A 15203-nucleotide genomic window follows, 5' to 3' on the forward strand; every position below is an offset into this window, starting at 1 on the left:
GTGCGCCTGGCAGGATTCGAACCCACAACCCCCTGGTCCGAAGCCAGGTGCTCTATCCGTTGAGCTACAGGCGCTTTTCTGTTTTATAATTTATAATAGGTTATGATACACGATAACAACAAAACAGACAAAAAAAATATATTCAACAAGGCGCCCCAAATTCCCGAGGAGGTTGCTGATACGATAGATGCGATAAAAGAAAAGGGATTTGAGGCATATATCGTGGGGGGTTGTATAAGAGATCTTTTGCTGAATAAATCTCCGAAGGATTGGGATGTTGCGACTAATGCTTTGCCAGATGAGATTGAGAAAATTTTTCCAAGAACTTTTTGCAATAATAAATATGGAATGATTGGTGTTACTCATGAAAAAGATGGGGTGACAAAGGTCGTTGAGGTAACAACTTTTAGATGTGATGACATATACTCAAACAAGCGCCATCCCGACTCTGTGAAATACTGCAAAAGTGTTGAGGAAGATCTTTCTCGGCGCGATTTTACCATCAACGCCATTGCTTATGAAATGAATAAAAATGAGTTTGTAGATCCTTCAGGTGGGATTGGCGATATAGCGCAATCAACCATCCGCGCTGTCGGAGATGCGGAGGAAAGGATTTCTGAAGATTTACTTCGCATGCTACGCGCCATTCGGATTGCGGTTGAAACTGGTTTTAAGATAGATTCCTCAGTAGAGAAGGCGATAGTTAAAAACGCAAAAGAGATAGTCAAAATATCAAAAGAGAGGGTGCGGGATGAGTTCACAAAAATACTTATGTCTGACCAGCCAATGCGTGGTCTTTTGATGCTAAACGATACTGGTCTTTTGACTCACATCATCCCTGATCTTAAGAGGGGGATAGGGTGCGACCAGAACCAAGCGCATAAGTATGATGTCTTTGAACACAATTTGAGGACTCTTCAGCATTCTGCTGATAAAAGTTATCCTTTTATAATTCGTCTTTCTTCGCTTTTGCATGATATAGCAAAACCACACACAAGGGAGTTTTCAAAAGAAAAGAATGATTGGACTTTTCATAGTCACGAGGTTCTTGGTGCAAAGTTGGCGAAAGATATAGCAGAGGATTTGAGATATCCAAGAGAGGTCGTTCAGGATGTCAGAACGCTTGTCCGTTGGCATATGTTTTTTTCAGACACCGAACAGGTGACGCACTCTGCGGTGAGGCGACTTGTCGCAAGGGTGGGCGAGGATAAAATTTGGGATCTTATTAAATTAAGAATTTGTGATCGTATCGGAACGGGCAGACCAAAAGAGCAACCCTATCGTCTTCGTAAATTTATGGCAATGATTGATGAGGTTATGCGCGATCCCATTTCTGTTTCAATGCTGAAAATAAGTGGGAACGACATAATGAAACTTGGAGAAAAGCCGGGTCCTAAGATTGGTTTTGTCCTGCATGCACTTTTAGAAGAAGCGCTTGATGACACAGGCAAAAACACAGAGGAATATTTGATAAATAGGGCAAAGGAACTTTTGAAATTGCCCGCTGATGAGTTAGCGAAACTGGGTATGAGCGGAAAAGAGAAAATGGAGGAAGAGGATGCAAAGATAATACAGTCCATAAGAAAAAAGCGATTTGTTGATTAATCGCTCATCTCTATGGAAACAGGGCAGTGGTCAGAGCCCATTATTTCTGAGTGTATGTCGGGGTTTTTTGTGGTTTTGTGCGTGTCGGTGTCTACTATCATATAGTCAAGTCGCCACCCACGATTTACCTCGCGAGGTTTTGTTCCTCGCGGAAGGGAGAAGTCAAAGTTGTCCCAATATGTGTATGCCTCTTTTTTGTTTGGGTATTTTTCTCTGAAAGTGTCTATAAATTCTTCGGACAAAAAGGTTTCCATTTTTTCTCTTACAGATTTTCTGTAGCAAACATTGTTTTCATTTTTTTCTGGTTGTGCGAGGTCAATTTCTGTTCTTGCTACATTGAAGTCGCCGCCGACAATTATTTTTCTCCCATTTTTTTTACACTTTATTAGGTGCTCTCTGAATTTGCTAAAAAATTCCAGTTTGTGAGCAAACGCTTCTTCGGATTTACCACCATTGGGGACATATACAGAAAAAATAGAGAGGTCTTCAATTTCCGCACAGATTATGCGACCCTCTTTGTCATTTAGTGTTGGTATTCCTTTTTTTATTTCTCCTATTTTGTCTGCATACTTTTGAGAAATCCAAACGGAGACACCAGAGTACCCTGCTTTTTCTGCAGGATGAAAATATTTTCTGAAACTGTTTTCACTGAGAAGATTCTCGTCAAACTGTTCTGGTTTTCCTTTTATCTCCTGAAATAGCGCAACATCTGGTTTGCATTTGTTAATAAATTCTTCCAGAGAGCCCTTGCGAGCAACTGCGCGAATTCCATTTACATTCCAAGAAAATATTTTCATAATTATCGTTCTTTTTTGTTATTATGAAACTTTTTATGGACTTCTCCAAGCTGTTTGTTCGTTATGTGTGTGTAAATCTGTGTTGTTGATATATTTGAGTGCCCCAAAAGTTCCTGAACGGAGCGAATATCTGCTCCGTTGTATAAAAGGTCGGTTGCAAAACTATGACGAAGGATGTGTGGGGTAACCTTTTTTGATATTCCGACTTCTCTCGCCAATCGTTCTACAATTCTTTCTACGGAGCGAGTTGTTATGCGAAGTGTTTCTCCTTTTTTCGCTGAGTGGTTTATAAACAGCGCTTCGTCGGTGTCTTGTCTTGCGTTAAGATAATTTTTTATTGCTTCTTTTGCTGACTTGGACAAAAAGACAACTCTCACTTTGTCTCCCTTTCCTCTGACCACTACATCATCTCTTGTTAGGTCTATGTAGCGAGGTAGGGAACAGAGTTCAGAAACACGAAGCCCTGTTGAGAAAAGTGTTTCCAAGATTGCTTTGTTTCTTAAATCTTTTATTGTCTTGCCGTCTGATGATGAAAGCAATCTTTTCAGTTCATCTATTGTTATCAGATCAAGATCTCTCATTGCTATTTTTGCAAGTGGGATTGCATCAGGGGAGAGTGTTTTGATGCCTCTTGCTCTGCAGTATTTCAAGAACATCCTGAGCGCGATGAGGTGGTAGTTTTGTGTGTTGGTCTTTACAGAACCTTCGTGTGTTTTCTGTCTGTTGAGCCAGAGTCGGTATTGCCGTACGCTTTCTTCATCTATTTTTTCAACTGTATCAATTTTTGTATGCTCAAAAAAGCGCTCAAGATATCGCTGGTAATTCTCAACAGTTTTCACCTGCCGACCTTTCTCCACTTCAAGATATTCCAGAAATTGCCTTAATATGTCTTTTATCTTCATAATATTATGATAATGTCGCAAAATAAATAGGTGGTTTCAAAATGCTTATTTTTAGTGTATAATCCCAGCATACGCATATGTTAACAAAGACAAAACCAAGAAAAGTCGGTCTTCATGAAAAAGATACAGGGTCTCCTGAGGCTCAGGTTTTATTTATTACAGAGAGGATTGATGAGATAGCAAATCATCTGAAAAAAAATAAAAAGGATGTACCTGCTCGAAGGGGACTTTTGAGATTGGTTTCGGAAAGAAGAAAACATTTGCGTTATTTACAAAAGAAAAATAAAGATAGATATAGAGCTCTTGTAAAAAAGCTCGAATTGAACTAATTAAATAAATTGATTATGAGTATTATTCAACACCCTGATCAAAGGGTTGGAATTTTCATAGACACACAAAATCTTTATCACAGCGCGAGAAACCTTTACAATAAAAAAGTTGATTTTAGCAAAGTAGTTAAGGTTGCTCTTGCAAAGCGACGCCTTATAAGAGCAATTGCTTATGTCATAACAACAGAGGCAGGTGATGAGACTATGTTTGTGGAAGCATTATCCAAAATGGGAGTGGAAGCAAAAGCGAAAGACCTACAGGTATTTCCTGGTGGTGTAAAGAAAGCAGACTGGGATGTCGGCATCGCAGTTGATTCCATAACCCTCGCACCAAAGCTTGATGTTGTCGTTCTTGTAACAGGCGACGGAGACTTTGTTGCTGCTGTTTATTATCTTAAGATGCTTGGTTGTCAGGTTGAAGTTGTTACCTTCGGACAATCCTGTTCATCTCGACTTAGAGAATCCGTTGATTTATTTACTGATTTATCGGAATCTCCCAAGGACTTTTTGTTGGGGTAAATTATGAAGACAGAGAGAACCTACACCCATAAAGAAAAGGATGGGGAAATAGTTGTTTCATTTAATGATCTCGCCGATCAAGCGTGGAGTTCTGTTCTTGTAAGAAAAAACGGAACTGTTGTTCTTGTAACGGTAACTGCTTCAGAGAACATAAAAGATACAGATTACTTTCCTCTCAGTGTTGAGTACATAGAGAGGTATTATTCCATAGGCGCAATTCTGGGCAGCCGTTTCATGCGAAGGGAAAACCGACCTTCAGATCAAGCGATACTTAATGGTCGTATTGTTGATAGGACGATAAGACCTTTGTTTGATGATTCAATAAGAAATGAAGTGCAAGTGGTTGTAACAGTTCTTGGTATTGGAACTGCCAACCCTGATGTGCTTGGAGTTCTTGGTGCGTCTCTCGCGCTTGGAACATCTGCTATACCTTGGAGAGGACCGGTGTCTGCTTCTCGGATAGCGAGAAAAAATAGAGGTGATGAGTGGGAGACAAATCCAGAATATAAATTAAACGACAGTTATTATGACTGTGAGATGTTGGCTTGTGGAGTTGAGGAAGGAATTAATATGATTGAACTTGAGGCGGAAGAGGTTGAAGAAAAAGATGTTTATGATGGACTGAATATAGCGTTTGAGGAGATAAAGAAACTACAGGCATTCCAAAAAGAGGTTATAAATAAAGAAAAAATGGGGAAGGCGCATTTTCCTCTTCAGACAACACCGCAAAGTGTTTCGGCATTGTTTAACGAAACGATGGGTGCGAAAATTAAAGACACCATCTTTGGTTCGCAGGGAAAAGAGGGTATTGGAAAAGCAGAGAGTGAGTGGATGCAGGTAGCTGAAGACAGGTTGTCGGCAGACGAATTAAAGTTTGCAGAAAGATGTTTTTCTGATGCAGTTGATGAGATTGTGCATAAAGAAGCAGTAGTCAACAAAAAGAGGGTTGATGGACGAGATATGGATTCTATTCGCCCACTTTTTGCAAAAGCCGGAGGTTTTGCAGAAGCGATACACGGAACTGGAATTTTTTACAGAGGGGGAACACATGTCCTAACAGCTTTGACACTTGGCTCTCCTGGGGATGGTCTTCTTTTGGATACGATAGAGGATCAAGACACAACAAAACATTTTATCCATCACTATAATTTTCCTCCATACTCAACGGGTGAAACAGGAAGGTTTGGCGGAACTAATCGCCGTGCAATAGGTCACGGCGCACTTGCAGAAAAAGCGCTTCGTCCAATAATACCAGACAAAGAAATTTTTCCATACACGATAAGGTTGGTCTCAGAGTGTATGGCTTCCAACGGCTCTACTTCTATGGGTTCTGTGTGTGCGAGCACCCTTGCTCTGATGGACGGTGGCGTTCCGATAAAATCAACTGTTGCCGGCATTGCGATGGGACTCATGAATTATAAAGATGATTATTGCATTTTGACAGACATACAAGGACCCGAAGACCATTATGGCGATATGGATTTGAAAGTTGCAGGAAGTAAGGTTGGAATAACTGCCATACAAATGGATGTGAAAGTGGATTCTGTTTCTATTAAAGTGTTAACAGAAACAATTGATAAAGCGAGAATTGCGAGAGAGAAGATAATAGATGTGATACACGAGGAGATACCAAAGCCACGCACGGAATTATCAAAAGATGCGCCACACATAAAATCACTCAAAATAAATCCCGACTTGATAGGTAAAGTTATTGGATCAGGTGGCAAGACGATAAAAGCAATAAAAGAATCATCCCTTGCTGACACTATTGATGTTGAGGATGACGGAACAATTTTTATATCAGGAACAAAAGAAGCAACAGAAAAAGCATCTCAAAAGATAGAGAGCATCACACATGAATATAAAGAAGGTGAAGAGTTTGATGGCGAGGTTGTAAGTGTTACTGATTTTGGCGCGTTTGTGAGCATAGGAGCAGAGGCTGAAGGTCTTGTTCATGTGTCCGAATTCGCACCTGAGAGGATTGATTCTCCAGGTAAATTGGTGTCCGTGAGAGATATCGTTCCGGTTGTAATCAAAGAGATAAAAGAAAATAACAAAATTTCCTTATCAATAAAAGACAGAGATCCTAAGTTTTTTGCTGAAAAATTAGAGAATTTGCCAAAAGTGCAGACACGCCCACCTGCATTAAGACAGAAAAAGAACTATGGAAATGAACGAAGAAAAAAATACCAAAGAAAATAACAGCCATACGCCAGTGCCGCACAAAGACGGGGATGAGAAACAGAGATCCCATCTGAAACATCTTGGCTACACAAAAGCCATGCATACCATCAAGGATGATGCGGCAAGGGCAAAAAAAGATGAGGGTGCAGAAATTAAAGACACAAGAAGGGGTTTGTTAAAGAAAGATGTGAGAATACCATTAAACGATGGAAAATTTCAGTTTGGGCTTCAACAAAATGAGGATAGTTCAATAAGAATGATAAAGTATTTTACTGCGTTTCTTTTGATAGTTGGTTTAATTGGTGTCGGCATCTGGGGTTGGGGTTTTTATAGTAAAAATTCAGTAGGGGATGTTTCTGATAATCGCGAGGAGGAAGAGGAAGAATACAACTTGCTATATGCAGAACAAACAATTCCTTTGCCGATTAATGTTGAAAATGATAATTTAATCTCACAAATACAAAAAGTATTGGCAGGAAATTACAGCGCATCAATTTTTGTGGAAATCAGACCAGTTAATCGCACAGGAACTGAGGAAGACTTTGTTGATGAGGCGGTTGATTTGATAACATTTATGAAAGCAGTTGACATTGCGCCTCCGTCTGGATTTCCAAGACAGGTTGCAGAAGAATTCTTTTTTGGCTTTTTAGTGGAAAAACCAAGCGAACCAATTCTTGTTTTTCCAGTATTGTTTTTTGAGAACGCAGTTTCAGAAATGTTTAAGTGGGAGGGCACTCTCTTTGAAAACCTAAGAGGTATTTTTAATATAACCGAAACCCCTTTAAGAGATTCTTCGCGACAAAACACTCTGACAAATTCTATGTTTGAAGATGTTCTTATACAAAATACAGATGCGAGGGCTGTCATAAATGAAGGCGGGGAGTATATTTTGATATATTCTTTTGTTGATAGGAAAACTCTGCTTATAGCAGGGGGCGAAAAGTCCTTTATAAGAGCGGCTAACAGAATCAGGTCTCAAAGTGTGATTAGGTAAAATTTATGCTATACTTTTTTTACAATGAATAAAGACGATATAAAATATCTCAAAAAGAAGCTTGAAGCAGAGAAAAAGATACTTGAAGGAGAGTTGGGTGAAATATCAATAAAAAAATCAGATGGCGGACCTTGGATTCCTGCGCCACCACAAGATGATGTAAATATCACAGAACCAGAAGACATGGCACACAAAGAAGAGAGTTTCATAGACAGACAGGCGATAACCAGTGAATTAAGTGCGCGGCTCTTCAATGTTAAGCTCGCTCTCCAAAAGATAAAAGAGGGCAAGTATGGTCTTTGTGAAATATCGGGAGAGGAGATTGAGAGGGATAGGTTGGAAGCAAATCCCGCAGCAAGAACCTGCAAGGCACACAGGGAACACAATATATAAACTAAAAGAAAATTAAGAGAGAACATGACAGCGAATGTTAAAAGCGCACAAACCGCAGGACTTGATGCACAAATAGTTTCCGTTGAATCTGATATATCACGAGGTATACACTCTTTCACAATTATCGGGCTTCCAGACAAAGCCATTGAAGAATCAAAGGAAAGGGTTTCATCTGCAATAAAACATTCTGGCTTTAAATCGCCAAAAGGGAGCAACAAGAAGATTGTTGTTTCGCTTGCTCCTGCAGACATAAAGAAAGAAGGGCCTCTTTTTGATCTGCCAATTGCTCTTTCATATTTGCTGGTTGCGAAAGAGATTGAGTTTGATGTAAAAGATAAAGTTTTTATCGGAGAATTATCTTTAAATGGATCTCTTTATCCTGTTAAGGGGATATTGCCACTCGTTGAACACGCAAAGAAAAAGGGTTTTAAGGAGGTTTTTATACCAAAGGGGAACGCAAAGGAAGGGGCACTTGTCCATGGAATAAAGATATATGCGGTAGAAACTTTAAAAGACATAATAAATCATTTCTCAGAAGAAAATAATATCCCTCTCAGCCCTGTTTCACCTACAAACATAGAGGTTCCTGTTTATGATGACTTTTCAGTTATCTTTGAAGATATAAAAGGGCAGGGGAACGCAAAGCGCGGTCTTATAATCTCTGCTGCAGGCGGACACAACATTGCTTTTTATGGACCACCTGGAACGGGAAAGACATTGCTTGCAAGATCGTTGATAAGCATATTGCCACCACTTACAAACAGAGAAATTACTGAGGTAACCTCGCTTTACTCCATAGCGGGTCTTCTGCAAGACGGAAAGATAATTTTAGAACCACCGTTTCGTGCACCACACCACACATCATCATATACCGCAGTGGTTGGAGGTGGAACAACACCGTCCCCAGGAGAGATTTCTTTCGCCCACAAAGGAGTTTTATTTTTAGATGAGTTTCCTGAGTTTGATAGAAGAGTTATTGAATCACTTCGCGAACCACTTGAAGAAAAGAGGATAAGAATAGCAAGAGCAAAAAGCGCTGTTGTTTTTCCTGCTGATTGCATCGTTGTGATAGCAATGAACCCAAGCAGGTCGGGTTCAGATGAAGACATAAGAATAGATGCGAGGTCAGAAGCACTGTATCGTAAAAAAATTTCTGGTCCTATAGTTGACCGTATAGATATGTGGTTGAGAGTTGATGCAGTTGATTGTGATTCTCTTTCTGAAAGAAGAAAGGAGGGTGAATATAAAGAAAGCCAAAAAGCGAGAGAGCAGGTGATGCAGGCAAGGGAAACACAAAGAAAGAGATTTGAAAAAGAAACAGATGTGACAAAAAATGCCGACCTGTCAGCAAGGAACATAGATGATTATGTAACACTTACGCCAAGTGTGAGGGAGATACTTAACAAGGCATCAACAAAATTAGGGCTTTCTCCGCGGTCATACCACCGACTCATAAAATTGTCGCGAACTATAGCAGATATTGAAGGAAGTGAGAATGTGAAGGAAGAGCATATATACGAAGCTCTACAATACAAAAAGCAGGCTTTTTAATCACCTCAATACAAGCGCAACGCTGTATTACTCGCAAACTGTATACAAAGGACAGTTTCTGAAAGGATTTTTAGCACCACGAACTTCAAAGTGAAGGTGAGATCCGTCTCCACCAAGTTTTATGTGCTTTCCGGTATTTCCAACATATCCTATTACTTGACCCTGTGACACAACTTGTCCTTTTTCAACTACATTCCTTGATTGGTGAGAGTATAGCGTCTGTGTGTTGTTCTCGTGTTGTAATACAATGTATTTTCCATAACCACCGTTCCATCCGTAATTTTTAACCACTATAACCTTACCTGCCATTGCAGCGCGAATAGGATAGCCGTATGGTGCATCAAAATCAACTGCGTTGTATCCGTGTAGTGTCTGCGTTATTTCTCCTCCTTGAATAGGGGCAATAAAGAAGTTATCAAAATTAGGTCCATAATTACCACGAACCCTTGTTCTGTTGAACCTGCCATCTCTATATACTATTACATCATTTCTTTCGCCATCGGGTATAACTATTTCATTACCTACCACAAGATCCTTTTCGCTTTTTATACCGTTGAAAAGTTTTACTTCATTTACATCTGCATCATACTTCTTTGATATAGATTCAATTGTGTCGCTTTCTTTTACTTCATGCAAAACACCAGTTACTGGTAAGATAATCAATTCTCCTCCAACTTTTATATCTGATGCATAACGGATATTGTTCTGCCATGCGATTGTGTGCTCTGAAACACAAAACGCTTCTGCTATTTCAGAAAGTGTGTCACCCTTCTGGACTATGTATGTCCTTATGTTGTTTGGATTGGGACGACCACACCTGCTGTTGTCTTCGTCTAAATAGTGAGATGCAACGGCAACCAAAACTCCGTTTGTTTCAACATTAAAAGTTTTTGTTTCTTCTTTAAGAAAAGGTCCGTTGGATGCGATGAGCACATACGGATTATCATCATTGGGTCGCTCACCATAAGCAGAATCACCAACAACATCATTATTGAAAAAAGCGATACACACCAATGCAAAAAGGCAAAGCAATGATCGCTCTAAATATCTGCGTTTGGGGGATGAATCACTAAGTTGTGAAGAAGTTTCTTCCATATTCTTGTTTGTTCGTCTATTCTCTTTCTTGATTAAAATGTCTTTAATGACTTACAATATAAAACAAGGCAATCACATGCCTTGCCTATACCCTCTCTATTATATACAAGATAACAGTTTGTGCAACAAATTTTTCAACCATGCCCATACCAAAGCTAAATAAAGCCCAAAAACAAGCGGTTTTTGACAATTCTCAATCCCTATTGATTTTGGCTGGAGCGGGGACTGGGAAGACCAGAGTCATAACATCAAAAATAATAAATTTGATAGAGAGCGGAGAAGATAAAGAAAGTATAGTCGCACTAACCTTTACAAACAAAGCGGCAAGAGAAATGTTGGAGAGAATAAGTAAAGAAGTTGGTCGTTTCAACCTGCCGTGGTTCGTTGGAACATTCCACTCTCTTGGAGTTAAGTTGTTGAGAACACACGGAGAGAAAATAGGGATACCAAAAACATTTTCAATAGCAGACAAAGAGGAAGGTAAAAAATATATTAAGAAGGCAATGAAAGATATGGGACAGGAACATATTTCTGCATCCCTTATACAAAACACAATCTCACTTTATAAAAGAGGAGGTGAAACTTATGAGTCGTGGGACGGAGCTTCCCCTTCAGGAATTTCAAAAGAAAGTTTTAGAAACTTGTGGGGTGAGTATGAGTCAATATTAAAAAAAGAAAAGTCACTTGATTTTGACGACCTAATAGCAAAATCAACAAAACTGTTAGAAACTAAAAAAGACATAAGAAAGATTTACACAGATAAATTAAAACACATACTCATAGATGAGTTTCAAGACACAGACGCACTACAAAACAATTTTATTTCTCTTTTCAAAGGCAAAAAAACAAATCTGTATGCAGTTGGAGATATGGATCAGACAATATACTCATGGCGCGGCTCGGACATATCGTTTATGCTTAACTTTCCAGAAGTATATTCACCGGTTAAAACTGTTTCACTTGAAGAAAACTACAGATCAACAAAATGTATCCTAAACGCAGCACAAGCGGTGATAAAGAAGAATAAACTGAGAAAAGACCAGACACTAACAACAAAAAACAAGGAGGGAGAACAGATAACAATAACAGTCGCAGAAAACGAGAAAAAGGAGGCAGAAGCGGTTGCGCAGAACATACTCTCACTCATTAATGAGGGAACAAAGAAAAGTGATATAGCGATACTTTATAGATTTAACTTCCAATCACGCGCACTTGAAGAGGCAATGATAAAAAACAAAATACCATACACTGTTTTGGGAACAAAATTTTTTGATAGAGCAGAGATAAAAGACCTGCTTGCTTATCTTCGTTTTTGTTTTATCACGGAGCGCAACACAGATCTTGCAAGAATAATAAACAGACCCAAAAGATCTTTGGGCAAGCAAAGTCTGAAAATGATATTGGATGGAAAGATTGCCGAGCTACCTCTCAGAAAACAAAGTGCCGTGAACAAGTTTTTTGAAGAGATAAAGGATTTTAGGAAATACGGCAAAAATCACAACCTATCCGAAATGCTGTTTTATATGAAAGATCGCCTAAAATTTGAAGAATACCTAAAAAATACATACATTGACAGTGCCGAGCGCATACAAAATATAGGGGAATTGGTATCATTTGCAGAAGATTACAAGGGGGAATCTGCCGAGAAAAAGGCGCAGATGTTCCTTGAAAACGCAGATTTGGGTAGCGAACAGGACACTTTAGACATAAAAAAGGATAAAGATTCTGTCACTCTTATGACTATACACTCAGCAAAAGGGCTTGAATTTCCTGTTGTTCTTGTGTGTGGGCTTGAAGAAGGGCTGTTTCCTTATGAAAGAGGGGAAGACAGTCTGAATGAAAAAGAGGAGGAAAGACGGCTTTGTTATGTCGCTTTCACAAGGGCAAAGCAAAAACTCTTTCTTTCATCGGCTATAAACAGGATGCTGTTTGGGAAGCGAACAATCTCAACGCCATCATCTTTTCTGAATGATATCCCCAAAAACCTATGTAAAATACAGGAAGAAGGCGGAGAAGTGATAATTTTTTGATTATGGGAGCATTTTTAGGGCAACATTTCCTGAATTCTACAGATGTAGCGGAGAAACTCATCTCTTCGTCACATGCAAAAAGCGGAGATACCGTGCTTGAAGTTGGTGGGGGCAAGGGGTTTTTGACCGAGATGCTTATTAAAAACGGCTTCAAAACAATGGCTGTTGAGAAAGATAAAAAAATGGTCGGTCATCTTAATAAAAAATTCAGAAAAGAAATAGCACGGGGAGATTTGGTTGTTTTGGAAGGCGACATAAAACACACCAAGCTCCCACAAAAAAGTTTTCACATAATAGGAAACATTCCGTATTATCTAACAGGAATTTTTTTAAGACGCAGTTTATCAGCAGACAATCAACCCAAATCAATAGCGATACTGATACAGGAAGAAGTTGCAAAAAGAATTGTAGACAAAAAGAAGAGCAGTTTGCTTTCTCTTTCTGTTGAACATTATGGGAATGCTTCTTTTATTGAAACAGTAGACAAAAGTGCGTTTACCCCCGAACCAAAAGTAATGTCCGCAATACTCTTAATCTCTTCAATAAAAAAGCAAGATAAAGAGTTTTCAGAAAAGTTTTTTAAACTCATAAAACAAGCATTCTCACACAAAAGAAAAAAGGTTCTTTCAAACATTTCGGACGAGAGTATGAAAAAAGCGCTTGAAAAAATAATTTTGAAACACAATCTTCCAAAAGATATAAGAGCAGAAGACATATCTTACAGCCGTTGGGAAGAAACTACTTTAGACTTGATCCGTGTATAGGGAAGAAACCCCACAAGACAGGACACAAACCAGCAGGACAAGGAACTAAACAAGCGAATGGTATCGGGATTATTGTCCCCAATGCTTTTTGTGCAGGAACAGGAGGTTGGAACAAAGGCAGTAATGAAACTCTTGTCTTCAAAATAAATGGATATACTTCTGTTGAACGTATTACATCAAAGTATGTTCCGTTTACACAAGCGGGAAAGACACCACTAACAGTTCCCCCAAATGGTCTCAGCAGTTGACCAAGTAAAGCAAAAGCTAATGCCGCACCCGACCCGCCGGCAGATGTATCACCACCAACAATTCTGTCAACAATTGCCTGTGATGCGGCATTAATTCTTCTTGCATCTGCTGCTCCACCGTTGTTTGTTCTTAAAGCTGATGACAAACCACGGAAAAGACCGGAGAGTTCCTGTCTGTCTTCTACTGTTCCTCCTGCTGTTGCTCCTTCAATTTGTTTAGCCACTGACTCATACACATTAGCGAGCCCCCCAGAAGTATCCAACACCTCTGTTGTGGATGGTTTATTGTCAGAATCATATAAGTCATTAAGCCTTCCCAATGCCCCTGAGGCATCCCCATACGCCTCATTTATAATATCAAATATAGGTTTTTGGTAGTCAATTGGGTATTTTTCAGGTGGCAAATTATCCACATTTACCTCCGCAGTTGAGGGTATGGTCTGTATGTTTGAAGTGGATGGCGGTCTTATCGTTGTTCGGGTCTGCTTAAAATTTGCAGCAGGCGAGCCAGTCCCTTCTGTTCTCAAAAGATTTTCAAATTGATTGGTAAGGGTTGTTGTTGGGGTTGATCGTGAAGTTGTTACTACTGGAGTTGTTGAACTTGTGAAAGGTGCAACTATGGAAAGTTTTTCTTTCTCTCTTTGTTCTACTTGTCGTGAAACACCTCCGCCAATAACAGAACCTTGCTCTCTATCACCGCCATTGTCGCTGTAGTCATTAACAAAAGAAAACGGAGTTGTGTCTTCAAAGAAAGAAGCAGGAAGTGGATATATCTGATCCTCTTCTCCGTTATCATCAACACTTTGTGTTTGCTCTGTGCGAGCACCAAAATTTTCATCCATATCAACATCATCACCGCCACCAAAGCCAGCAAATAACGCTGTCCCCACAAGCGCCACAACTATAACCGCACTTACAATTTCTGTAACCATTAATAATATGATAGCACCTAATGGGGATATATGAGTGTATAATTAATATATATTGGGTGAAGAATCTTTTGTTTCTTTTATTCCAAATAAAAATATGCGTCATCATTTTATAATTTTTCTTTTAATAGCGATTGTTGTGTTGTCAGGTGTCTTTTACACAACAAGGAAAACAGTTGGTAAAGATAATTCTGTTCCCGTTCCCGCTATATTAAAAGGTGGCATAGGGGACAGAAGCGAAGCATTAAGGGATGATGATGGCGATGGTTATGAAAACTGGTTGGAGCAAATCCTTGATACAGACCCAAAAAAATTCAACACACCTGAAGAAATTTTGGAAAGAAACAGAGAAATAGTTATTGAAAAAACAGGAACTAAAAGTTATTTTGATGAGGCGATTATAAATTATGGAAATGAATTCATAAACGCACAGTTAAGCAACACTTTGACAGGTGAAAAAAGGGAAGAGATTACGGAGGACTTCACCGCAAGGGTGTTTGATATCTCAAGAAAAATATATCAGCCAGAACTCACACTCGTTGACGACACTCCCGAAACAAGAAAAACTTTTTTGATGAATCTGGGAGAGGGTCTTATCTTGCTCGGCGAAGCACCAACTAAAAAAGATGTCGTAAAAGAGTTGGACGCCTCCATCACAAAGTTTGAGGGCGCACCCACACCGCGAAATGTTGAAAAAGATTACTCTGAATTTATTTCACATATAGCGTATATAAGAGAAATTGAGAAAGAAGATGCTGGTTCAATTCAAAATGACAGTTTCTTTGTCATACTCAGTTATATTTTTATACATGAAAACTTGCAAATTATATTAACTGAACTTGATGCCGTGCTACCATAATAAT

14 protein-coding genes and 1 tRNA gene are annotated in these 15203 nt (G+C 39.2%); 10 read left to right on the top strand and 5 right to left on the bottom strand.

Features of this window, described 5'->3' with window-relative positions:
- Position 1: 1 nt before the first annotated feature.
- Positions 2–74, bottom strand: a tRNA-Arg gene (locus OXU73_00300).
- A 28-nt stretch (positions 75–102) separates the two neighbouring features.
- Here OXU73_00300 and OXU73_00305 point away from each other — a divergent pair.
- Entirely contained in the window at positions 103–1605 is a 1503-nt protein-coding gene (locus OXU73_00305; GenBank protein MDD9867768.1) for a CCA tRNA nucleotidyltransferase, read from the top strand.
- Here OXU73_00305 and OXU73_00310 read toward each other — a convergent pair.
- Both OXU73_00310 and OXU73_00315 read right to left on the bottom strand, forming a co-directional pair.
- Positions 1602–2402 (bottom strand): exodeoxyribonuclease III, encoded by an 801-nt coding sequence (locus OXU73_00310; protein MDD9867769.1) that lies wholly within the window; start codon positions 2400–2402, stop codon positions 1602–1604. The genes OXU73_00305 and OXU73_00310 overlap by 4 nt on opposite strands.
- 2 nt (positions 2403–2404) lie before the next feature.
- Entirely contained in the window at positions 2405–3304 is a 900-nt protein-coding gene (locus OXU73_00315) for a tyrosine-type recombinase/integrase (protein MDD9867770.1), read from the bottom strand.
- Between the two features lie 77 nt (positions 3305–3381).
- On the opposite strand from OXU73_00315, the gene rpsO reads away from it, so the two are divergent.
- From rpsO to OXU73_00345, 6 genes are read left to right on the top strand one after another with little or no spacing between them, the layout of a single operon-like run.
- Entirely contained in the window at positions 3382–3633 is a 252-nt protein-coding gene (gene rpsO, locus OXU73_00320) for a 30S ribosomal protein S15 (protein ID MDD9867771.1), read from the top strand.
- Positions 3634–3648: 15 nt separating this feature from the next.
- Positions 3649–4152, top strand: a complete 504-nt coding sequence (locus OXU73_00325; protein ID MDD9867772.1) for an NYN domain-containing protein — start codon at positions 3649–3651, stop codon at positions 4150–4152.
- A 3-nt stretch (positions 4153–4155) separates the two neighbouring features.
- Entirely contained in the window at positions 4156–6354 is a 2199-nt protein-coding gene (locus tag OXU73_00330; GenBank protein ID MDD9867773.1) for a polyribonucleotide nucleotidyltransferase, read from the top strand.
- Positions 6317–7330 (top strand): hypothetical protein, encoded by a 1014-nt coding sequence (locus OXU73_00335; protein ID MDD9867774.1) that lies wholly within the window; start codon positions 6317–6319, stop codon positions 7328–7330. Before OXU73_00330 ends, OXU73_00335 begins: the two co-directional genes overlap by 38 nt.
- Before the next feature lie 24 nt (positions 7331–7354).
- Positions 7355–7723: a TraR/DksA C4-type zinc finger protein gene (locus tag OXU73_00340; protein MDD9867775.1), complete on the top strand. Its 369-nt coding sequence runs from the start codon at positions 7355–7357 to the stop codon at positions 7721–7723.
- 24 nt (positions 7724–7747) lie between these two features.
- A complete protein-coding gene (locus tag OXU73_00345) occupies positions 7748–9274 on the top strand; it encodes a YifB family Mg chelatase-like AAA ATPase (GenBank protein ID MDD9867776.1) in 1527 nt (508 codons plus the stop codon).
- Positions 9275–9301: 27 nt separating this feature from the next.
- Here OXU73_00345 and OXU73_00350 read toward each other — a convergent pair whose 3' ends face one another.
- On the bottom strand, positions 9302–10369 hold the full coding sequence (locus OXU73_00350) for a M23 family metallopeptidase (GenBank protein MDD9867777.1): 1068 nt from the start codon (positions 10367–10369) through the stop codon (positions 9302–9304).
- A gap of 140 nt (positions 10370–10509) precedes the next feature.
- On the opposite strand from OXU73_00350, the gene OXU73_00355 reads away from it, so the two are divergent.
- Positions 10510–12399 carry a UvrD-helicase domain-containing protein gene (locus OXU73_00355; protein MDD9867778.1) on the top strand — a complete coding sequence of 630 codons (1890 nt, stop codon included), beginning with the start codon at positions 10510–10512 and terminating at the stop codon, positions 12397–12399.
- 2 nt (positions 12400–12401) lie between these two features.
- Positions 12402–13163, top strand: coding sequence for a 16S rRNA (adenine(1518)-N(6)/adenine(1519)-N(6))-dimethyltransferase RsmA (rsmA, locus tag OXU73_00360; GenBank protein ID MDD9867779.1), 762 nt, complete (start codon positions 12402–12404; stop codon positions 13161–13163).
- On the opposite strand, the gene OXU73_00365 is transcribed toward rsmA, so the two are convergent.
- Entirely contained in the window at positions 13138–14343 is a 1206-nt protein-coding gene (locus tag OXU73_00365) for a hypothetical protein (protein MDD9867780.1), read from the bottom strand. The two genes, rsmA and OXU73_00365, sit on opposite strands and share 26 nt — an antisense overlap.
- A 52-nt stretch (positions 14344–14395) precedes the next feature.
- Here OXU73_00365 and OXU73_00370 point away from each other — a divergent pair, with 52 nt between their 5' ends.
- Positions 14396–15199, top strand: a complete 804-nt coding sequence (locus OXU73_00370) for a hypothetical protein (GenBank protein ID MDD9867781.1) — start codon at positions 14396–14398, stop codon at positions 15197–15199.
- The last annotated feature ends 4 nt before the right edge of the window (positions 15200–15203 follow it).

The organism is Candidatus Campbellbacteria bacterium (genome assembly GCA_028817035.1).
Taxonomy (GTDB): Bacteria; Patescibacteriota; Minisyncoccia; order Phycocordibacterales; family JABAAK01; genus JAPPQH01.